This is a genomic window from Pseudogulbenkiania subflava DSM 22618 (genome assembly GCF_900177275.1).
In the GTDB taxonomy this organism is placed as follows: Bacteria; Pseudomonadota; Gammaproteobacteria; order Burkholderiales; family Chromobacteriaceae; genus Pseudogulbenkiania; species Pseudogulbenkiania subflava.
Map to the genome: position 1 here is coordinate 88,419 of NZ_FXAG01000014.1, position 20,888 is coordinate 109,306.

The 20,888-nt window shown below is 64.9% G+C and carries 20 protein-coding genes; 8 read left to right on the forward strand and 12 right to left on the reverse strand.

Annotated elements, in window-relative coordinates; all coding sequences use genetic code 11:
* The first annotated feature begins 134 nt into the window (after positions 1 to 134).
* The gene (locus B9N72_RS13275; RefSeq protein ID WP_085276801.1) at positions 135 to 617 is read left to right on the forward strand and encodes a GNAT family N-acetyltransferase; all 483 of its coding nucleotides are present in this window, start codon (positions 135 to 137) and stop codon (positions 615 to 617) included.
* A gap of 182 nt (positions 618 to 799) precedes the next feature.
* Here B9N72_RS13275 and B9N72_RS13280 read toward each other — a convergent pair whose 3' ends face one another.
* Positions 800 to 2,473 carry a methyl-accepting chemotaxis protein gene (locus B9N72_RS13280; RefSeq protein ID WP_085276802.1) on the reverse strand — a complete coding sequence of 558 codons (1,674 nt, stop codon included), beginning with the start codon at positions 2,471 to 2,473 and terminating at the stop codon, positions 800 to 802.
* 512 nt (positions 2,474 to 2,985) lie between these two features.
* Between B9N72_RS13280 and B9N72_RS13285 the strand changes: the two genes are divergently transcribed.
* The 3 genes from B9N72_RS13285 (at position 2,986) to B9N72_RS13300 (ending at position 5,409) form a co-directional block, all read left to right on the forward strand.
* Positions 2,986 to 4,020 carry a Glu/Leu/Phe/Val family dehydrogenase gene (locus B9N72_RS13285; protein ID WP_085276803.1) on the forward strand — a complete coding sequence of 345 codons (1,035 nt, stop codon included), beginning with the start codon at positions 2,986 to 2,988 and terminating at the stop codon, positions 4,018 to 4,020.
* Between the two features lie 178 nt (positions 4,021 to 4,198).
* Positions 4,199 to 4,990 carry a glutamate racemase gene (gene murI / locus B9N72_RS13290; protein WP_234985980.1) on the forward strand — a complete coding sequence of 264 codons (792 nt, stop codon included), beginning with the start codon at positions 4,199 to 4,201 and terminating at the stop codon, positions 4,988 to 4,990.
* Positions 4,991 to 5,061: 71 nt separating this feature from the next.
* Positions 5,062 to 5,409, forward strand: a complete 348-nt coding sequence (locus B9N72_RS13300; RefSeq protein WP_234985981.1) for a LysR substrate-binding domain-containing protein — start codon at positions 5,062 to 5,064, stop codon at positions 5,407 to 5,409.
* Between the two features lie 129 nt (positions 5,410 to 5,538).
* On the opposite strand, the gene B9N72_RS13305 is transcribed toward B9N72_RS13300, so the two are convergent.
* The 5 genes from B9N72_RS13305 to B9N72_RS13325 form a co-directional block, all read right to left on the reverse strand.
* On the reverse strand, positions 5,539 to 5,763 hold the full coding sequence (locus tag B9N72_RS13305) for a formate dehydrogenase subunit delta (protein WP_085276806.1): 225 nt from the start codon (positions 5,761 to 5,763) through the stop codon (positions 5,539 to 5,541).
* Between the two features lie 15 nt (positions 5,764 to 5,778).
* Entirely contained in the window at positions 5,779 to 6,624 is an 846-nt protein-coding gene (gene fdhD, locus B9N72_RS13310) for a formate dehydrogenase accessory sulfurtransferase FdhD (protein ID WP_085276807.1), read from the reverse strand.
* Positions 6,621 to 9,476, reverse strand: coding sequence for a formate dehydrogenase subunit alpha (gene fdhF / locus B9N72_RS13315; RefSeq protein WP_085276808.1), 2,856 nt, complete (start codon positions 9,474 to 9,476; stop codon positions 6,621 to 6,623). The genes fdhD and fdhF overlap by 4 nt, the downstream gene beginning before the upstream one ends.
* 123 nt (positions 9,477 to 9,599) lie before the next feature.
* Positions 9,600 to 11,138 (reverse strand): formate dehydrogenase beta subunit, encoded by a 1,539-nt coding sequence (locus B9N72_RS13320; RefSeq protein WP_085276809.1) that lies wholly within the window; start codon positions 11,136 to 11,138, stop codon positions 9,600 to 9,602.
* On the reverse strand, positions 11,135 to 11,614 hold the full coding sequence (locus B9N72_RS13325; protein WP_085276810.1) for a formate dehydrogenase subunit gamma: 480 nt from the start codon (positions 11,612 to 11,614) through the stop codon (positions 11,135 to 11,137). Before B9N72_RS13325 ends, B9N72_RS13320 begins: the two co-directional genes overlap by 4 nt.
* A gap of 313 nt (positions 11,615 to 11,927) precedes the next feature.
* Between B9N72_RS13325 and B9N72_RS13330 the strand changes: the two genes are divergently transcribed.
* Positions 11,928 to 13,037: a substrate-binding domain-containing protein gene (locus tag B9N72_RS13330; protein WP_234985982.1), complete on the forward strand. Its 1,110-nt coding sequence runs from the start codon at positions 11,928 to 11,930 to the stop codon at positions 13,035 to 13,037.
* A 66-nt stretch (positions 13,038 to 13,103) separates the two neighbouring features.
* On the opposite strand, the gene B9N72_RS13335 is transcribed toward B9N72_RS13330, so the two are convergent.
* The 6 genes from B9N72_RS13335 to B9N72_RS13360 all read right to left on the reverse strand — a co-directional run bounded on the left by B9N72_RS13335 (position 13,104) and on the right by B9N72_RS13360 (position 18,434).
* Positions 13,104 to 13,826, reverse strand: a complete 723-nt coding sequence (locus B9N72_RS13335; protein ID WP_085276812.1) for an aquaporin — start codon at positions 13,824 to 13,826, stop codon at positions 13,104 to 13,106.
* Positions 13,827 to 13,829: 3 nt separating this feature from the next.
* Complete coding sequence (gene arsA / locus B9N72_RS13340; protein ID WP_234985983.1) at positions 13,830 to 15,668, reverse strand: arsenical pump-driving ATPase; 1,839 nt, start codon at positions 15,666 to 15,668, stop codon at positions 13,830 to 13,832.
* Positions 15,669 to 15,688: 20 nt separating this feature from the next.
* Complete coding sequence (gene arsD, locus B9N72_RS13345) at positions 15,689 to 16,051, reverse strand: arsenite efflux transporter metallochaperone ArsD (protein ID WP_085276813.1); 363 nt, start codon at positions 16,049 to 16,051, stop codon at positions 15,689 to 15,691.
* Positions 16,052 to 16,064: 13 nt separating this feature from the next.
* Entirely contained in the window at positions 16,065 to 16,544 is a 480-nt protein-coding gene (locus B9N72_RS13350; protein ID WP_085276814.1) for an arsenate reductase ArsC, read from the reverse strand.
* A gap of 4 nt (positions 16,545 to 16,548) precedes the next feature.
* The gene (locus B9N72_RS13355) at positions 16,549 to 16,920 is read right to left on the reverse strand and encodes an ArsR/SmtB family transcription factor (RefSeq protein ID WP_085276815.1); all 372 of its coding nucleotides are present in this window, start codon (positions 16,918 to 16,920) and stop codon (positions 16,549 to 16,551) included.
* 260 nt (positions 16,921 to 17,180) lie between these two features.
* On the reverse strand, positions 17,181 to 18,434 hold the full coding sequence (locus B9N72_RS13360; RefSeq protein ID WP_085276816.1) for an Hsp70 family protein: 1,254 nt from the start codon (positions 18,432 to 18,434) through the stop codon (positions 17,181 to 17,183).
* A 435-nt stretch (positions 18,435 to 18,869) separates the two neighbouring features.
* Here B9N72_RS13360 and B9N72_RS13365 point away from each other — a divergent pair, with 435 nt between their 5' ends.
* The 3 genes from B9N72_RS13365 to B9N72_RS13375 form a co-directional block, all read left to right on the forward strand.
* Positions 18,870 to 19,640 (forward strand): ABC transporter substrate-binding protein, encoded by a 771-nt coding sequence (locus tag B9N72_RS13365; RefSeq protein WP_085276817.1) that lies wholly within the window; start codon positions 18,870 to 18,872, stop codon positions 19,638 to 19,640.
* A 164-nt stretch (positions 19,641 to 19,804) separates the two neighbouring features.
* A complete protein-coding gene (locus B9N72_RS13370) occupies positions 19,805 to 20,494 on the forward strand; it encodes an ABC transporter permease (protein ID WP_085276818.1) in 690 nt (229 codons plus the stop codon).
* The coding region (locus tag B9N72_RS13375) for an ABC transporter permease subunit (protein ID WP_143477830.1) at positions 20,491 to 20,888 on the forward strand (398 nt) is incomplete at its 3' end. The genes B9N72_RS13370 and B9N72_RS13375, both read left to right, overlap by 4 nt.

The following is a 20,888-nucleotide window of genomic DNA, read 5'->3' on the forward strand; positions in this document are numbered from 1 at the left end:
ATGCATAAACGTCATCAACTAGTGAAATAAATGCACTTTGCCCATTGTGACAGCGCCAGTAGTATCGTCCATCCAATGACAGACCACGCGGCAACCGCACTCAACCCAGGCCATTAACGAACATGAGAGTCCCCATGAACATCACCATTCGCCCCGCCCATAGAGAAGATGCCGCGCTGATTCTGCGCTTCATCACCGAGCTGGCCATTTACGAGAAAGCGGGTGATCAAGTGGCCGCCACCGTGGCGTCCATCGAAGCCAGCCTGTTCGGCGAAGACTCGCCGGCACGCGCACTGATCTGCGAAGTGAATGGCGAGGCGGCAGGCTATGCCGTCTACTTCTTCAATTACTCCACCTGGCAGGCGAAAAAGGGGTTGTACCTCGAGGATTTGTATATTTCGCCAGCCATGCGCGGTGTCGGTGCCGGCAAGTACATGCTGCAGCATCTGGCGGCTATTGCAGTGGAAAACCGCTGCGGCCGTTTCGAGTGGAGCGTACTGGACTGGAATCAGCCCGCCATCGATTTCTACCTGTCGATCGGCGCCGCGCCGCAAGACGAGTGGGTGCGCTACCGCATGTCGGGCTCCCCGCTGCGCGACTTTGCCGCCAGCACCTGAGATGGTCACAGGCCTACCGGGAATGCCACGTATTAATGGCGTGAACCTGGCTCGCTTATCACGAAGGCAGAGCCTTTGGAGCCGGTGAGGGCGTAGGGATGTCAACCCAAAGCAAAGAGGGTGCCCAAGGCACCCTCTTTGCTTGATTTAGAACGGAGCACGGTCAAGCCGCAAGCCGTTTTTCAGCCTTGCAGCAGCGCCTCGTGCTGCAGTCCGAACATCAGGCCACCCCAGTGCCGGCCCTGGTGGTAGATCGGTACCGAAACCAGCGCGAAGATGTCGCCGACGTCGCGCACGTAGGCCTGGAACAGGAACTCGCTCTTGTCGGTGCTGGTTCGATGCAGCATCGGGTTGCCCTTGTGGAAGCGCTTGTCGCGGCTCACCAGCGTGTTGCGCGCCACGTCGTCGGTCTGCGGCTGGCAGTATTTGCTGACGTGGGTGGGCGGGTAGGCCTCGTCGCCGACGCAGATCACCGCCAGGTCGCAGCCCGGCATGCTGGCGGCCAGCCGGTCGAAGTAGGGGCGGAAGAGCTGCTCGTAGGCCTTGTCGTAACAGGTGTGGTACTGCTGCGGGCTGGTGCCGGGAATCGGCTTGAAGGCCTTGTCGAACAGATCGAGCCCCTGGGCGGCGAGCTGGTCGAGCATCGCTTCGCACTCCACTTTGCTCTGGCGTAGCAGGGCGGTGATGCGGTCGAACGCGGCGTCGGCCACCTGGAACAGGCCGAGCTTGGCCATGACCTGTTCGGCCGAGCCGATCAGCTCCCGAGAGGGGCCGATGCTGCCCTCCATCAACGCGGACATCTGTTCCGACAGCTGATGCATGCGCCCGACGTTACCATGGATGTCGCGGTTGTTCTCGCTCAGCGTGCTCATGGCGCCCTGGATGGCACCGATCTCGCGGTTGACCTGCTGGCTGCCCTGGACGAACTGGTTGAGCTGGCTCGTAGCGTCATCCAGCACATCGCTGGCCTTGAGGATGCTCTCGGCGATCGACTGTGCCGCCCCTGCCGTCTGCCGCGATTGCTCGTGGATTTCCTGCACCTTGCCGCTGACGCTGGAAGCGAGGTTATTGGTGCGTTCGGCGAGCTGGCGCACTTCGTCCGCCACCACCGCAAAACCGCGCCCAGCCTCGCCGGCGCGCGCCGCTTCGATGGCGGCGTTGAGCGCCAGCAGGTTAGTTTGGTCGGAAATGCCGCGAATCTGGGCCACGCTAGAGATGATCGCCTCGGTGTCTTCCAGCAGTTTGTCGATGCTCCGGGTGAAGCCGGTCATGATCTGGGCGGCTTCACGTGCATTCTGGTTGGCCACCGCCATTTCCTGGCTGGTGATTTCGGCCCCCTGAGTCAGTTCGCTGGCTACCCCGGAGATGACGCTGACGCTGGCACTGACGTTTTCCATTTCGGCGCTGCTGCGCTCGGTTCTGGCGAAGATGCCTTCAGCCAAGGTTTCCTGCTCGCGTGCCTTGTTGTCGGCATCCTTGATCTGCTTGCCGATCTGTGCCGCCTTGATCGACAGCACGATGTTGTTGTGGCGTACACCCACCATGGTCTCGCACACCGTGCCCCGGTACTTGTTGGCCGATTCCACCGAGGTGCGTAGCGCACCACCCACCGCAGGGTACTGGTAGGTCAGGTTGCGGGCATGCTTTTGCTGCACATGGTGGATCGCCCCTTCGAAACGGCTGAGCGGCCTGAACACCTGGCTCACCAACCAGGTGGTGCTGGCCGCCAGCAGCACGATGGCCGTGCTGGTAAACTCTGCGGCTGCCATGCCCGCACCCTGGTCGAGCAGCAGCAGGCTCCCCAGCACCGTCACGGCGAGTTGGCTCAGTACTACCCCAATGAAAATACGTTTCATGCATTTCCCTTTTTTGTCGTTCTTTTTTCAGCAACGCCAGCAGAGCCTCGCTGCCATGCCTTAGCTCCCGCCAGTAGCGTGGAATTGGGGGTGCCGCCTATCGGCAGGGCTTTCTTGTGCTTCTTTGTCTCTGCCTTTTCTGTCACGGCCACTCTTCAGGCTGGCATCGCTATATCATAATGAAAACTAAATGTAATTGCCGATCGAATTATTGCCGGTTGTCGGGTTGCAAATGCAAGGCAATATTTCGCGGAGTCTGCACGATCATTATGAAAATTGATTGATCTCGATACGTGCCGAAAATCTCCCGATGACGACACCTGATGGGCTGGCACAACACCTTGCGATGCACCATCTCCCGCAGAGCCTTCCTCGGTCGACGCAGTGGTACACAGGCGCGTCGCGATTGGGTATGCTGTTACCGTTCGGTGACAAAATTGCCGGGCAGGCGGGCCGCACCCACCGCAACACAACAAGGGTGCCCGATAACCACACGTTATGGAGCAGATACCGTGAGCATTTTTGAATTGCCCGATTTCGACGGGCATGAGCAGGTCGTTTTCGCCTCCGATTCCCAATCCGGTCTCAAAGCCATCATCGCCATCCACAACACGCACCGCGGCCCGGCCATGGGCGGCTGTCGCATGTGGGCTTACCCCGATAGCACCGTCGCGGCGACCGATGCACTGCGCCTGGCGCGTGGCATGACCTACAAGAACGCCATGGCTGGCCTGCCCATCGGCGGCGGCAAAGCGGTAATCATCGGCGACGCCCGCACCAGCAAGTCGCCCGAACTGTTCCGTGCCCTGGGCCGCGCCATCGACCAGTTGGGTGGCCGCTACATCACGGCAGAGGACGTGGGCACCAGCCCGGCCGACATGACCTTCGTGCGTGAGCAGACCCGCTATGTGGCCGGCCTGTCGGGCGATCTGGGCGGTACTGGCGATCCGTCGCCGGCAACGGCGCTGGGCGTGTTCGTGGGTATCGAAGCGGCAGTGCGTCATCGCCTCGGCGTCGATTCGGTCAATGGCCTGACGGTGGCCGTGCAAGGGCTTGGGCATGTCGGGTATGATCTCGCCCGTCGCCTGCACGAGGCGGGAGCCCGGCTGATCGTGGCCGATATCGACCGTGCCAACGGCGAGCGTGCTGCGGCAGAATTCGGCGCCAGCGTCGTATCTCCCGACGAGATTGTCGACGCCCAGGCTGATGTGTTCGCCCCCTGCGCCCTGGGCGCGGTGTTGAACCGGCAGACCCTGCCACGGCTCAAATGCTCCGTCGTCGCAGGCGCGGCCAACAATCAGCTCGCCACCGATGACATCGGCGAAATGCTGCGCGATGCCGGCGTGTTGTACGCTCCGGATTACGTCATCAACGCCGGCGGCATCATCAAGGTCTGCGCCGAGTACCTGCAAGAACCGGTGGACAGCGTGGAAGATCGTGTGCGCGCCATCTCCGGGACGCTGGACGAAGTGTTCCAGATGGCCGAGCGTGACGGTATCGCCACCAGCCGCGCAGCGGACACGCTGGCGCGCACGCGATTCGCCTGAAGGCAAGGCGCCTTGCGCCGGGGTGGCGACACCACCCCGTGCCGGTCAACACGCCGCTTTCCCCCAGGGGAGGCGGCGTTTTCGATCGCTCCGGCGACAACCAACCACAACGAAATGATACCCGTCGGGCGACGACGGCCATGATGACGCAACAAAGGGTAGGGCAACGATGATAGGCATGTTCGATTCCGGTCTGGGCGGACTCTCGGTGTGGCGCGAGCTGACCCGGCTGCTGCCGCAGGAGCCGGTGATCTATCTCGCCGACCGCGCCTACTGCCCTTATGGCGGCCGCAGCCACGAGGATATTCTGGCCCGGTCGGAAAAAATCACCCGCTACCTGGTCGACCAGGGGGCAAGGCTGATCGTCATTGCCTGCAACACGGCCACCAGCGCCGCCGCGCGTGAATTGCGCCGGCGCCACCCCGAGTTGCCCATCGTCGGCATGGAGCCGGCGGTCAAGCCTGCGGCCCTGCACTCGCGCAGCGGGCAGATCGCCGTGCTGGCGACCCGCGCCACCTTGAAGGGTGACAAGTTCCTGGAGCTGAAGGCGCAATACGATGACAGTGTCGACATATTGCCGCTACCGGGCGATGGCTTCGTCGAACTGGTGGAGAGTGGCGACCTCGCCAGCGAACAGGCGCAGCGTGTGGTGGAGCGTCAGTTGCACCCCCTGCGGGCGCACACCGTCGACCAGGTGGTGCTGGGCTGCACTCATTACCCGTTTCTCTCCCCTCTGATCGAGCGGGCGCTGCCCGCCGGCGTCAAGCTGATCGATCCGGCACGGGCGGTAAGCCTGCAGGCCGAACGCCTTTTGCAGCGGCACGGCCTCTCCAGCCCCCCGGGCACCGTGCCGGACTATCGTTTCGTCACTACCGGTGAAGCGCCCGGCATGCACCATTTTCTGCGTCAGGTCCTGGGGCATCACGCCGAGGTGGATACGGTGGATCTCGATCGCCTCACCGCCCGTTGAGGCGGTTTGAGCCGCCACTATAAAAACGGCCAGAAGGTCCACCGCAGTTTCAGCTGGTCATTTTTTCTCAGGTGCCCCAGCAGCTCGCCCTGAGCTCCGACCACCGGCAGCCGCTCGCCGTGGTGGGCAGTCATCAATTCCAGGCTTTCAACAATTATCCCTTGGTGCTTCAGGCCGCCATGAGCGGACAGGGCGTGGCCTTGGGCTGGCTGCCACTGGTGCAGGATCTGCTGGCAGGCGGACAACTGGTCAGCCTGGCCGATGCGCCGGTCACGACGCCGCGCGGCTATTTTCTGGTGCTGCGGGAGTCGACCCGATTGACCGGCGTGATCGGGCGTTTCCGACGCTGGGCGCGTGAGGTGTGTGCGAATGCGCCCCAAGAGCAGGGTGGAGCGGGAGGCACATCCGCCATAGGGTGATGACAAGGGGGCAGGCGGGGAGCGGGTTCGCGAAATCGGGCGGTGCCGTTGGCGTGGTCGACACGCCGCATCAAAACGGCCCGGCAACCGTCTTCGGGTACCGGGCGTTGGTGCTACCCGCGCAGGCGATCAGACCTTCCAGTCGTCATCGGCCTGCAGCGCTTCGAGCACGATCCCGCTCAACTCGGCACCGTCGCCATGCTGCAGGTACTGCTGCAGTTCGCGGCGCATGCGCGGTTCCCAGAAGCGTTTGATGTGCTGCGAAATACCCGCGAGGGCTTCCTGGCGATCCGGCATGGCCTCGAAGAAGCTGCCGATCTGGTTGGCCATGCGGGTCAGGTGATGTGTATCCATGGTGCGTTCTCGGTTTCAATCGGAGGAGCGTGGGAGCGGGGCGGCGATACGGTCGGCATGGCTGTAGGCGACCCAGCGCTCGGGGCGGGCAAAGCCGATCAGGCACAGGCCGGCCTGTTGGGCGAGATCCATCGCGAGCCGGGTCGGGGCCGAAATCGCCACCAGGGTGGCGAAGCCGGCGGTCACGGTTTTCTGCACCATTTCCATGCTGGCGCGGCTGGTGACCACCACGAAGCCATCGCGCTCGGCGGGGCGCGAGGCCAGTGCCGCACCGATCAGTTTGTCGAGGGCGTTGTGGCGGCCGACGTCTTCGCGCAGCAAACGCAGCTCGCCGCGGTCGTCGCACCAGGCGGCGGCGTGCGTCGCCCCGGTGACTTGCTGCAGCGCCTGATGCCGGCGCAACCCGGCCAGGGCACGCCGCACCGCCTCGGCATCCAGCGTTCGCGGCTGCGACAGGGGGCGCAACGGACGAATGGCGTGCGCCAGGCTTTCGGTGCCGCATAGCCCGCAGCCGGTGCGGCCGGTGAGGTTGCGGCGCATTTCCTTGAGCCGGGCAAAGCAGCCGGCGGCAATCTCGAGCTTGACCGTGATGCCGTCGCAGCCCGTCTCCACCAGGATGTCGAACACTTCTTTCGGCGAGTCGACGATGCCCTCGCTGATGGCAAAACCCAGCGCGAAGTCTTCCAGGTCGAGCGGAGTCGCCAGCATCACCGCGTGCGAGATGCCGTTGAACTCCAGCGCCACCGGCACTTCTTCGGCCAAGGTGTCGAGGCTGTCGGCCACCACCCCGTTTTGCCAGGTTTGCACCTGGCGGGTGGTGGCGCCACCCGGGCTGGGAGAGGACTCGGGCGCTCCCATCATGCCTTGCCTTCTCCGGCCTGCTCGAGCAGTTCGAGCTGGGTCTGGTTGAAGCGCTGGTAGCTTTGCTGCCACTCGGAAGGCTGCGTCACCGGCAGCACCTGCACTGCAGTGACCTTGTATTCCGGACAGTTGGTGGCCCAGTCCGAATTGTCGGTGGTAATCACGTTGGCACCGGATTCCGGGAAGTGGAAGGTGGTGTACACCACGCCCGGCTGCATGCGCTCGCTGACCTTGGCGTGCAGCACCGTTTCGCCGGCACGGCTGGTCACCGCCACGCTGTCGCCATCCTTGATGCCGCGCTCCTCGGCGTCGTGCGGATGAATCTCCAGCACGTCTTCCGGATGCCACATGCTGTTGGCAGTGCGGCGCGTCTGCGCGCCCACGTTGTACTGCGACAGGATGCGGCCGGTGGTGAGGATCAGCGGGAAGCGCCGGTTCACCTTTTCATCGCTGGCGATGTACTGGGTGACGAAGAACTTGCCCTTGCCGCGCACGAAACCGTCGATGTGCATGGTCTGGGTGCCATCCGGTGCGTCGTCGTTGCACGGCCACTGCACGCTGCCGTGCTTGTCGATCTTCTCGTAGCTGACACCGGCAAAGCTCGGTGTCAGGCGGGCGATTTCGTCCATGATCTGCGACGGATGGGTGTAGTCCATCTTCAGGCCCAGGGCGTTGGCCAAGAGTTGGGTGACTTCCCAGTCGGCGTACTTGGCCAAGGGCTTCATCACCTGGCGTACGCGCGAGATGCGGCGCTCGGCGTTGGTGAAGGTGCCGTCTTTTTCCAGGAACGAGGAGCCGGGCAGGAACACGTGGGCGTACTTGGCGGTTTCGTTGAGGAAGATGTCCTGCACCACGATGCATTCCATCGCCGACAGCGCGGCGGTGACGTGCTGGGTGTTGGGGTCGGACTGCACGATGTCCTCGCCTTCGCAGTACAGGCCCATGAAGCTGCCGGCCAGCGCGGCGTCGAACATGTTCGGGATGCGCAGCCCCGGTTCCGGGTCCAGCTCCACGCCCCACGCCTGCTCGAACAGCTGGCGGGTGGTGGTGTCGGAAATGTGGCGGTAGCCCGGCAGTTCGTGCGGGAAGGAACCCATGTCGCACGAGCCCTGCACGTTGTTCTGGCCGCGCAGCGGGTTGACGCCGACGCCTTCGCGGCCGATGTTGCCGGTGGCCATCGCCAGGTTGGCGATGCCGATCACCATGGTGGAACCCTGGCTGTGCTCGGTGACGCCGAGGCCGTAGTAGATCGCCGCGTTGCCGCCGGTGGCGTAGAGGCGGGCAGCGCCGCGCACCTGCTCGGCCGGCACGCCGGTGATCTCGGCGGTGGCTTCCGGCGAGTTTTCCGGCTTGGCGACGAAGTCTTTCCAGTCGTGGAAGGATTTTTCTTCGCAGCGCTCGGCGATGAAGTCGTCGGCCAGCAGCCCTTCGGTGACGATAACGTGCGCCAGCGCGGTGATCATCGCCACGTTGGTGCCGGGTTTCAGCGGCAGGTGGTAGTCGGCCTTGATGTGCGGGCTGTTGATCAGATCGATCTTGCGCGGGTCGATCACGATCAATTTGGCGCCCTCGCGCAGCCGTTTTTTCATGCGCGAGCCGAACACCGGGTGGGCATCGGTGGGGTTGGCGCCGATCACCAGGATCACGTCGGAGTGCTCGATCGACTTGAAGGTCTGGGTGCCGGCCGAGGTGCCGTAGGTCTGGCCCAGGCCGTAGCCGGTGGGCGAATGGCAGACACGGGCGCAGGTGTCGACGTTGTTGTTACCGAAGCCGGCGCGGATCAGCTTCTGCACCAGATAGGTTTCTTCGTTGGTGCAGCGGCTGGAGGTGATGCCGCCGATCGAATCCTTGCCGTACTTGGCCTGCAGGCGCTTGAACTCGCTGGCGGCGTAGGCAATGGCCTCTTCCCAGCTGACTTCGCGCCACGGATCGGTGATCTTGCTGCGGATCATCGGCTTGGTGATGCGGTCCGGGTGGGTGGCGTAGCCCCAGGCGAAGCGGCCCTTGACGCAGGCGTGGCCTTCGTTGGCCTTGCCGTCTTTCCACGGCGTCATGCGTACCACCTGGTTGCCCTTCATCTCGGCCTTGAAGCCGCAGCCGACGCCGCAGTAGGCACAGGTGGTGATCTTGCTGTGCTCGGGCTGGCCGAACTGGATCACCGATTTTTCCTGCAGCGTGGCGGTGGGGCAGGCGTCGACGCAGGCGCCGCAGGAGACGCATTCGGACTCCATGAAGGCCTCGCTCTGTCCCGGCGAGACGCGGGAATCGAAACCGCGGCCGGAGATGGTCAGCGCGAAGGTGCCCTGGGTTTCCTCGCAAGCGCGCACGCAGCGGTTGCAGACGATGCACTTGGACGGGTCGTAGCTGAAGTAGGGGTTGGACTCGTCCTTCGGGCTGTCCAGGTGGTTTTCACCGGCCAGGCCGTAGCGCACTTCGCGCAGGCCGGTGACGCCGGCCATGTCCTGCAGCTCGCAGTCGCCGTTGGCCGAACAGGTCAGGCAGTCGAGCGGATGGTCCGAAATGTACAGCTCCATCACCCCCTTGCGCAGGCTCTGCAGCTTGTCGCTCTGGGTGCGCACCACCATGCCGGCCTCGGCCGGGGTGGTACAGGAGGCGGGAAAGCCGCGCCGACCTTCGATCTCGACCAGGCACAAGCGGCAGGAGCCGAACGGCTCCAGGCTGTCGGTGGCGCACAGCTTGGGCACCATGGTGCCGGCTTCGGCGGCGGCGCGCATCAGCGAGGTGCCTTCCGGCACGGTGACTTGCTGGCCGTCGATTTCCAGGGTGACCATGCGCTCGGAGACGCGGGCCGGGGTGCCGAAGTCGGTGTCGTGAATCGTGTTCAAATCCATATCATTTTCTCCCTGGTGCGGGTGAAGAAATCGTCGCGAGCGTCGCAAGGCGGGTCGGAGAAGCGCGGCCGTACACGTGGTACGCCGAGCCTCGCCGGGCCGGTATTGCGCTGTGCAGCAGATTTATTCGCCTGCACCTCCGAAGTCTTCCGGGAAATGGTTGAGTGCCGACAGCACCGGGTAGGGTGTCATGCCGCCCATCGCGCACAGCGAGCCGTGCAGCATGGTGTCGCACAGGTCGCGCAGCAGGCCGATCTGCTGCGGACGTTTTTCATCTTTCTGGATGCGCTGGATTACCTCGACGCCGCGCGTCGAGCCGATGCGGCAGGGGGTGCACTTGCCGCAGGATTCGATGGCGCAGAACTCCATCGCGTAGCGCGCCTGCTCGGCCATGTCGACGGTGTCGTCGAAGGCCACGATGCCACCGTGGCCGACCACGGCGCCGAGCGCGGCGAAGGCTTCGTAATCCAGCGGGGTGTCGAACTGCGACTCCGGCAGGTAGGCGCCGAGCGGACCGCCCACCTGCACCGCGCGGATCGGCCGGCCGGAGGCACTGCCGCCGCCAAAATTCTGCAGTAATTCACGCAAGGTCAGGCCGAAGGCTTTTTCCACCAGCCCGCCGTATTTCAGGTTGCCGGCGAGCTGGAACGGCAGCGTGCCCTTGGAGCGGCCCATGCCGTAGTTGGCGTAGAACGCTGCACCCCGCGCCAGGATCACCGGCACGCTGGCCAGCGAGATGACGTTGTTGATCACGGTAGGTTGGCCGAACAAGCCCGAGAGCGCCGGCAGCGGCGGCTTGGCGCGCACCACACCGCGCTTGCCCTCGATGCTCTCCAGCATCGCGGTTTCTTCGCCGCAGACGTAGGCACCGGCGGCCTTGCGCACTTCGAGCTGGAAGCGCTTGCCGGAAGCGAGGATGTTCTCACCGAGGAAGCCGGCGTCTTCGGCCAACCTGATCGCCTGGTTCAGCACGTCGAACGAATGCGGGTACTCGGAGCGCACGTAGATGTAGCCCTGGGTCGCGCCCACGGCGATACCGGCGATGGTCATGCCCTCGATCAGCATGAACGGGTCGTCTTCCATCACCATCCGGTCCGAATAGGTCCCGGAGTCGCCCTCGTCGGCATTGCACACCACGTACTTCTGGGCGGCTTCGGCCTGCGCTACGGTGCGCCACTTGATGCCGGTCGGGAACGCCGCGCCGCCACGGCCGCGCAGGCCGGAGTCGAGCACTTCCTGCACGATCGCCGCGCTGTCCATGCTCAGCGCGCGCTTGAGGCCGGCAAAGCCTTCATGCGCCTGATAATCGGCCAGCGACAGCGGGTCGGTGATGCCGACGCGGGCGAAGGTCAGGCGTTCCTGGTTCTTGAGATAGGGGATTTCCTCGGTCAGGCCGTGGCCGAGCGGGTGCTCCGCGCCCTGAATCAGCGCGTCGAACAGCTCTGCCACGTCGTCGGCCTCGACCGGGCCGTAGGCCACGCGGCCGCGTGCGGTCTGCACCTCGGCCAGCGGTTCGAGCCAGAACAAGCCGCGCGAGCCATTGCGCACCAGTTCGATGTCGACGCCACGGCGCTGGGCTTCGGCGGCGAGGGCGGCGGCAGTGTCGTCCGCGCCCAGGGCGAGGGCGGCGGAATCTCTCGGGACAAACAGGCGGATGCTCATTGGGCCTCCTTCACGCTGGCCAGGAGGCGGTCGAGCTTGGCGGCGTCGACGCGCGAGACCATCTTGTCGTTCAGCTGGATGTTCGGACCGGTGGAGCACAGGCCCAGGCAGTACACCGGCTCGAGCCCGATGCGTTGATCGGCGCTCTGGCCGTGCAGGCTACAGCCCAGCACCTGTTCGGCGTGCGCGGTCAGCTCGCGGCTGCCGCGCGCCTGACAGGCCTCGGCCTGACAGATCTGCAGCGTGTGCTGCGCCGGCGGCGTGGTGCGGAAATGGTGGTAGAACGTGATGACACCGTGCACTTCGGCGCGCGACTGGTTGAGTGCCTTGGCGATGTCGGCCACCGCCCAGTCAGGGATGAAGCCCAGCGCATCCTGCACGTCGTGCAGAATCGGCAGCAAGGCGCCGGGCTGGTTCTGGTGCGTCTGGAGGATGGCCTGGAGCGACGCCTGCGCCAGGTCTTGTTCGGTCGTCATTGGATATCCCCTGTTGAAAACCTGTTCCCGATCTTGCTGCGCGCCCCTGATCGGGGCTCATGTGCTGCTCTTCACCCCGCCGAGGGGGGGCTTGCGACAGATCGTGAGCCGGTTTTGAGAGCCTGCCCTCAATCATTCTCGGACATCTTTGATTGTCACGCCGAAAAGCGCGGACGATCTGTCCCAATCCGACCATAAATGACTGAGAACACGCCATTCCATATGCTTCCAAAAACATAATGAAAGCCGTAATGAGCCGCAGTGTGCTAGGTTATGGGGTGCTTTTCAATATGAACCGGATTGCCGGATGATTATGCAATCAAAACATAATGTGACACAGCGCCTGCGGGTGCGAAGCCAGTTGGTATGGGAACTCGCCGCCGACAGCGGCGACGCGATTCCATTCCGGTTGATCGAGTTGCTGACCGCGGTGCAGACGCACGGCAGCCTGCTGACCGCCGCCAAGTCCTGCGACACCTCGTACCGCCATGCCTGGGGCTTGGTGCAGCAGGCGCAGGACGCCCTCGGGGTGCCACTGCTGGAAATGGCGCGCGGCAAGGGGGCGCGGCTGACGCCGCTGGGGGAGAAACTGGTGTGGGCCAACCGCCGCATCAAGGCGCGCATCGGGCCCTTGCTGGAAACGCTGGCCTCGGAAATCGAGACCGAGCTGCGTCACGCACTGCAGGCGGTTGGCGCACCGCTGCGGCTGCACGCCAGCCATGGTTTTGCCGTGGAAATGCTGGTGCGGACCCTGAGCGCCGCCGGCATGGCCATCGACCTCAAGTACCGCAGCAGCCAGGACGCCGTGGCGGCGCTGCATGCGGGGGAGTGCGACCTGGCCGGTTTTCACGTGCCGCTGGGCGAATTCCAGAGCACGATCGCCGCCAGCTACGCCGAGCATTTCGACCGCCACGAGCAGCGCGTCATCCATATCGTGACACGGCGCCAGGGGTTGATGGTGGTACGCGGCAACCCGCGCAAGATCTACGAAATCGCCGACCTGGGGCGGCCGGAGGTGCGCTTCGTCAACCGCCAGCCGGGTTCGGGCACGCGGCTGCTGCTCGACAAGCTGCTGCAGAAAGCCGGCGTGTCGCCGCTCCAGGTGCACGGCTATGAGCAGGCGGAACTGACCCATGCGGCGGTGGCAGCGTTCATCGCCAGCGGCATGGCCGACGTCGGGCTCGGCATCGAGACGGCCGCACGGCGTTTCGACCTGGACTTCCTGCCGCTACAGACCGAGCGCTATTTCTTCCTGGTGCGGCGCGCCACGCTGGACCATCCCGCGCTACAGAGCATGATCGCCGCCTTGCAAAGTGCCGAATTCCGCCACGACATCGGTCAACTGCCGGGCTACGATGGCGCCCAGTCCGGCGCCATCCTCAGCGTGGACGAGGCGTTCCCGGAACTGGCGGCGCCGCACTGAGACCGAGGACGTGCCCGCCGGGCTCGGGGCGCTACGACAACCCTCGTCCGTCGCCAGCCGAAGGGATCAGTCGTGCAGTGGCCTGGCCGCGCGGTCCTCGGCGGCGTTGGCCATCAGGTCCAGCGCCAGCGGCGACTTGTCGCGCAGCAGCCAGCCGAAGAACACGGTGGCGGCCAGCGCGCCGGCCAGTTGCGCCACGATGAAGCCCGGTGTGTCGATCGGGCGGATGCCGGAAAACGTACCGGTGGCGGCGCGCGCCAGCGTCACCGCCGGGTTGGCGAACGAGGTGGACGCGGTAAACCAGTAGGCGCCGACGATGTACGACGCCACGGCGTAGGGCACCGCATCCGGCCGACTGCGCGAACAGCCGAAGATCACCGCCAGCAGGCCGAAGGTGGCGACGAACTCGCTCCACCATTGCGACGGCCCAGTGCGGATGTGCTGCGAGGCGAAGAACAATGGCTCGCCGAACATGCCGTGCGCCGCAGCCACGCCGCAAAACGCGCCGATCAGCTGCACCAGCGCGTAGAGCAGGGCCTCGCGACCGGACAGTTCGCAGCGCAGCGCCGCCGCCAGCGATACCACGGGGTTGAAGTGGGCGCCCGAGACGCCGCCGAAGGTCAGAATCAGCGCGACCAAACCGCCGCCGGTGGCAATCGCGTTGGCCAGCAGCGCCACACCAAGATTCCCGCCGGACAGGCGCTCGGCCATGATGCCGGAGCCGACGACCGTGGCCAGCAGCAAGGCCGTCCCCAGCCACTCGGCCACTAAACGACGCGGTAAATCCATTGCTTACTTCTCCTCCTGCTTGCGGGGCACGCGCGGTTCGGCGTTGTAGGTTTCATCGTTCATGGTGATGTTCTCTCCCGATGCCGTTCCGTGACGGGTCAGCCGTTGCAGCCGTTCGACGCCGACCGGCTCGTCAGGCTGCAGCGGCACGACCGCCCAGCGCTGGGCGTGGCGGGAGGCGACGGCATCGATCTGCGCCAGTTCAGTGGCAGCCCGGCGCCGCAGCAAGGGCGACCCCGGCTTGGCCATGGCCAGACTGTTGTTGACGACCCAGGCCCACGGCTCGATGCCGGCTCGGCGCAGGTCGGCCTGCAGGTTGGCGGCCTCGAGCACGGGCGTGGTTTCGGCCAGGGTCACGATCAGCACCTTGGTCTGGGCCGGGTCCTGCAGCTGCATCATCGGCGTGGTGAAATGCATGCCGCTGGCCCCCATCTGGCGGGCCACTTCGCGGTGGTAAGCCCCGGTGGCGTCAAGCAGCAGCAGGGTATGACCAGTGGGGGCGGTATCCATCACCACGAACTTCCGCCCGGCCTCGCGGATCACGCGCGAGAACGCCTGAAACACGGCAACCTCTTCAGTGCACGGCGAGCGCAGGTCTTCTTCCAGCATGGCGCGCCCCTGCTCATCCAGGTTCTTGCCCTTGGTGGCCAGCACCTGCTGACGATAGCGCTCGGTTTCCGTGCGCGGATCGATGCGGCTGACGCTCAGGTTGGCGAGCGAGCCCTCCAGCGTTTCCGCGAGATGGGCGGCCGGGTCGGAGGTGGTCAGGTGCACCGGATGGCCACGACTGGCCAGCTCGACCGCCACCGCGGCCGCCAGCGTGGTTTTGCCGACGCCGCCCTTGCCCATCAGCATGATCAGGCCGTGCCCGTCACCGATCAGGCCATCGACCAGCGTGGCCAGATCGGGCGCATCGGATAGGGCCACGGCGTCGACGCTGTCGCCAGCGGAAACTTCCGGGGTCGACAGCATCTGGCGAAGCGCCGACAGCCCGACCAGGTTGAACGGCATCAGGGGGACGTGGTCCGTGGGGAGGTCGCGCAGCACCAGTGGCAGTTCCGCCAGGGCCGCTTGTTCGCGCCGCCAGACGGCGACCGCCAGCGCGTCGCCCGACGTTTCCGATTGCGGCAGGATGCCGTTGATCACCAGGTATTGCTGGGTCAGCCCGATCGCTGCCAGCTCCTCGTGAGTGCGTTCCACCTCGCGCAAGGTCGCGCGCTGCGCGCGGGCGACCAGGATCAGGCGGGTACGGCGGGCGTCCGACAAGGCCGCCACGGCCCCCTGGTACTGGCTGCGCTGCTTTTCCAGTCCGGCCAGCGGGCCGAGGCAGGATGCATCGCCTTTGCCTTGCTCCAGAAAGCCGCTCCAGGCGCCCGGCAGTTGCAGCAGGCGGATGGTGTGCCCGGTCGGCGCGGTGTCGAACACGATGTGGTCGTAGTCGGCCTGCAGCGCCGCATCGGTCAGCAGGGCGGTGAATTCGTCGAAAGCGGCAATTTCGGTGGTGCAGGCGCCGGACAGCTGCTCCTCGATGCCCTTGACCACCGTCTCCGGCAAAACGCCGCGCACCGGGCCGACGATGCGGTCGCGGTAGGCCTGGGCGGCGGCCTGCGGATCGATTTCCAGCGCACGCAATCCCGGCACCGCGTCGATTGGCGTTACCGTGTTGCCGATGGTGACGCCAAACACCTGGCCGACGTTGGACGCCGGGTCGGTGCTGACCAGTAGCACCCGCTTGCCTTGGTCGGCCAGCCGGATCGCGGTGGCGCACGCCAGCGAGGTCTTGCCGACGCCGCCTTTGCCGGTGAAGAACAAAAACGGAGGGAGATGATCGAGGAACAGCATGAGTGTCCTTTCTCGCGGGTTCAGCAGCAGCCGCTGCCGGAGCAGCAGCCCGATGCCGGTTTCGCTTCCACCGCGAGCTGGCTGATGCCGGCCCAGCGCGCCAGTTCGGCGCGGCGCGGATAACGGCCGGCCAGCGCCAGTTCGCCATCCACCAGGATCAGCGGCAGTCCCTCCTGGCCCGAGCGCTCCAGGAACGCTTTGGCGGCGGCGTTCTCGGCGAAGACGAGCGGTTGCTGCGCCAGGTTGAAACGGTCGATCTGGCCGCCGTTCTGCTTCAGCCAGTCCACGTCGGCGGCAAAGGCCACCAGCGCCTGGTCGACGTCCACGCCGCAGACGCCCGAACTGCAGCACAGCGCGGGGTCGAATACCTGAATCGTTGCCATGGGTGAATCTCCTTTACGCGGTAAGGGTGGCGATCTTGTCCATCTCGGCCTTCAGCGCCGCCTTGTCCTGCTGCAGCTCCGCCAGCGGCAGTGCCAGGAGGGCCTCGATGCGGGCGCGCAGGATGCGGTAGGCGGTCATGAAGGCGGCGTCGATCTCTTCATCGGTGCCGGTGGCGTGGGCCGGGTCTTCCACGCCCCAGTGGGTGCGCAGTACCGGGCCGAGGTAGGCCGGGCAGGTTTCGCCGGCGGCGCTGGCGCAGACCGTGATCACGATGTCCGGGGTGGCCGGCAGCGCGTCCCAGGACTTGCTGCAATAGCCTTCGGTCGAGATGCCCTCGCGCGCCAGCAGGGCGAGCGAGCGGGGGTGGACCTGGCCGGTCGGCCGGCTGCCGGCGCTCATCGCATGCCAGCCTTCCGGCGCCAGGTGATTGAAGGTGGCTTCGCCCAGAATGGAGCGGCAGGAGTTGCCGGTACACAGGAACAGGACATTCATCGGTTCAGCTTTCGGACGGCGTGGTGGAAATCGGCGGAAGCGCCGCCTCCGGGCAGCATGCTCCCGGCGTTTGGTCGAAGCATTGCTCCGGGTGGCCGGCGCAGCATTCTTCTGTCAGGTAGGCGATCAATTCGAGCATCTGGGGCAGGTTGGCCCGGTAGCGCTGGAAGCGGCCTTCCTGCTCCACCGTGACCAGTCCGGCATGGTTCATGCCCTTCAAGTGAAAAGACACGTTATTGGGCGGCAGGTCGAGCGTGGCGGCGATCTGCCCGGCGACCATGCCGTCCTGGCCGCACTTGACCAGCAGGCGGTAGATGTCGAGACGGACCCCGGAAGACAGGGATTCGAAGAGCTTGGTGGCGGTGTGCTTTTCCATAAATCAATACTACAAGAATTATTGAAATATAGTCCAGCTCAATGCCCCATGCCCATCCCCGGGCAAGCCCGCAGGGGGAGGGCGGCGCAGAAGCCGGATTGGCCGCGCCGTCGAGGGGATCTAAGGCTGAGCGCTGCTTTGCGGCCTCGCTAGTGCCAAATCGGTCAAAGCGGCTTTTGCCGCGACGGGGCCGTCAATCGGGTGGGGAAACCTGTCCTGCTCAGGAACGCCCGCCGCCGGCGCCGGTCGCGAGATGTCGCTCAGGCAAAGCGCCGTGCCGCGTCCAACGCCAATCCGCAGCCGATGCTGCCGTACAGGTCGCCTTCCACCGCCCGTGCCGTCGGCAGGACGGCGGCGATGCGTTGGCGCAGCAGCGGCACGCCGCTGGCGCCACCGGTAAAGAACACGGTATCGACGTCATCGGCCTTGACGTTGGCGTCCACCAACAGGCGGCGCACGGTGTTCTCGATGGTGTCGATCTGTTGGGCGATGGACTGGTCGAACTGGGCCCGGGTGATGTCGTGCCGCAGGCCGGCTTCGATCTCGTCGAGCGGCAGGGTGACCAGCTCGCTCGACGACAGCCCGATCTTGGCCGCTTCCACCTGGATCGCCAGCCAGTGGCCGGCGCGCTTGTTGACCAGCGAAAACAGCCGGTCGAGCTTGTCGCTTTCCAGTGCCTCGTTGTACACGTCCTTCAGGCTCGCCAGGGCCTGACGGGTGTAGGCGAAGTTGATGGTGTGCCAGGTGGCGAGATTGAAGTAGTAGCTGGACGGCATCTCGGCACCGCTTTTCAGGCGGCTCTTGAGCCCGAGGAGCGGCATCACCGCATACAGGCTGAGCTGCTTGTCGAAATCGGTACCGCCGATGTGCACGCCGCAGTTGGCCAGGATGTCGTCGCGCCGGTCCAGCTTGCCGGCGCGCTCCGGCGAGACGCGGATCAGCGTGAAGTCCGAGGTGCCGCCGCCGATGTCCACCACCAGCACCAGTTCCTCGCGTTCGACGCGGCTCTCGTAGTCGAAGGCGGCCGCAATCGGTTCGAACTGGAATTCGATGTCGCTGAAACCGGCGCGGCGCGCGATCTCGCCCAGCGTGTCTTCGGCCAACCTGTCGGCCTTGGGATCGTCGTCGACGAAAAACACCGGGCGGCCGAACACCGCCTGGCGGAAGTGGCGCGCGGCCTGGCGCTCGGCGCGGGTCTTGAGGCCGTCGATGAACATCGCCAGCAAATCGAGGAAGCGCAGCACGCGCCCTTGCACCTCGGTCTGGCCGTTCATCAGGCTGGTACCGAGGATGCTCTTGAGCGAGCGCATCAGCCGGCCTTCATAGCCTTCGAGGTACTCGCCGAGTGCGGCGCGGCCCACGGCCACCGTGTCTTCGTCGGCGTTGAAGAACACCACCGACGGCAGGGTCGCCTTGCCGTCTTCCAGCGCCAGTAGGCTGGGTTGGCCGGGGCGGTGCCACCCGACGGTCGAATTGGACGTGCCAAAATCCACGCCGCAGGCGTTGGTCGTCATACTGCTCTTACTCCGCTTTGCTTCTGGAAGGCGCGCGAGTATAGCGGAAAGTGGGCCATCCCGCTTGTCCGCATTCTGTTGTCAGGCTGATTTCGTAATCGCGACAGTCACGTACAGATGCGGGAAGTGGCGTGTCGGTCTTCATCTCCGGCCGTTGTCATATAAAAACGGATCATGTATTTGTTTTTAAACGATATATTGGCAATTTGTTCTGGTTTTGTGCGGCGCAGCGGCGAGGGCCATGGTGCAGGGAGGGCGATTGCTGGCGCGCCGATTTACTGAAATGATCGTCGCGCGGTCGAGGTTCGGGACCGGCGAGAGGCGATGCCGCCCCGCGCCCTCGACCGCGAAACCCACCTTCACCCCACATGCTTGCGGCGTGCCCGCCACCACGGTTGCCGCGAAATAAGAGCCAAGATTGGCCGAGGAGAAATCATGAAGAAACTGGCTGTATGCTTGATGCTGTCGCTGGCGTCCGTCGGCGCTTCTGCAAAAGACTGGAAAGTCATCCGCTTCGGCGTTGATGCCAGCTATGCTCCGTTCGAATCGAAAGCCGCCGACGGCAAGCTGGTCGGCTTCGACGTTGATCTGGGCAACGCCATCTGCGAGAAACTGAAAGCCAAATGCGTGTGGGTCGAGAACGACTTCGACGGCATGATCCCGGCGCTCAAGGCCAAGAAGTTCGACGGCATCCTGTCGTCTCTCTCGGTCACCGAGAAGCGTGCCGAACAGATCGCCTTCTCCGACAAGATGTTCAACGCCCCGGTGCGCATGGTCGCCAAGAAGGGCAGCAACCTGCAGCCCACTGCCGAATCGTTGAAGAGCAAGCGTATCGGCGTCGAGCAGGGCACCACCCAGGAAACCTACGCCAAAGCCTACTGGGAGCCCAAGGGCGTGAACGTGGTGCCGTATCAGAACCAGAGCCTGGTGCTGGCCGACCTCAGTTCGGGCCGCCTGGATGCCGCCCTCCAGGATGCAGTGCAGGCGGACATCGGCTTCCTGAAGACCCCGCAGGGCCGTGATTTCGCCTTTGCCGGCCCCGAGCTGAAAGATCCGAAAACGCTGGGCACCGGTACCGCGATCGGCCTGCGCAAGGAAGACAGCGATCTGCGCCAGCAGGTCAACAAGGCACTCGCCGAGATTCACAAGGACGGCACCTTCGACCGCCTTGCCAAGAAGTACTTCTCCTTCGACATCTACAACTGATCGGTACTGATTCGGTCCTGCCCCCAACGGGCAGGACTGGGACGTGCATGCTCCGGAGACAGCCGTGGTTACGGTGTCTCCGGCGTGCGTCTTTGTGATTGTGAAGCCGAGGCGGGGCACACCCACTTGCCGATACACCGCCGGGGCTTCTGAAGGAGAATGCCATGTTTCTGGAAGGCTTTGGCCCACTGATTCTTGAGGGAACGCTCCAGACCATCAAGCTGGCACTGGTGTCGATGCTGTTGTCCGTCCTGATCGGACTGGCCGGCGCGTCGGCCAAACTGTCCAGCCATCGACTGCTGCGACACGTCGCCACCGCCTACACCACGCTGATCCGCAGCGTGCCCGACCTGGTCATCATGCTGCTGCTGTTCTACAGCCTGCAGATGCTGCTCAACCAGGCCACCGAGTGGGTTGGCATCGAGCAGATCGACATCGATCCCTTCCTCGCCGGGGTGGTGACGCTGGGCTTCATCTACGGCGCCTATTTCACCGAGACCTTCCGCGGCGCCTTCCAGGCCGTGCCGCGCGGCCAGCTCGAGGCCGCCACCGCCTACGGCATGAAGCCGTGGCTGGTATTCCGCCGCGTGCTGTTCCCGCAGATGATGCGCTTCGCGCTGCCGGGCATCGGCAACAACTGGCAGGTGATGATCAAGGCCACCGCCCTGGTGTCCATCATCGGACTGGCCGACATCGTCAAGGCGACCCAGGACGCCGGCAAGAGCTCGATGAAACTGTTCTACTTCAGCATCGTAGGCGGGCTGATCTACCTCGCCATCACCACGGTATCGAACGGCGCCCTGCTCTGGCTGGAGCGCCGCTACTCGGTCGGCGTCAGAAAGGCTGAGCTATGAACGAGATCCTGCAGCAATACTGGCAAGCCTATCTGTGGAGCGACGGCTATCACATCACCGGCGTCGCCATGACCCTGTGGCTGCTGGTGGCCTCGATCGGCATCGGCTTCGTGCTGGCGGTGCCGCTGGCGGTGGCGCGCGTGTCGCCCAACCCGCTGATCCGCGGCCCGGTGTGGTTCTACACCTACGTGTTCCGCGGCACGCCGCTCTACATCCAGCTCCTGGTGTTCTACACCGGCATCTACAGCATCGAGTCGGTGCGCGCCCAGCCGCTGCTGGACGCCTTCTTCCGCGAAGGCATCAACTGCACGCTGCTGGCGTTCGCGCTCAACACCTGCGCCTACACCGTGGAAATCTTCGCCGGCGCGATCCGCGCCACGCCGTACGGCGAGAT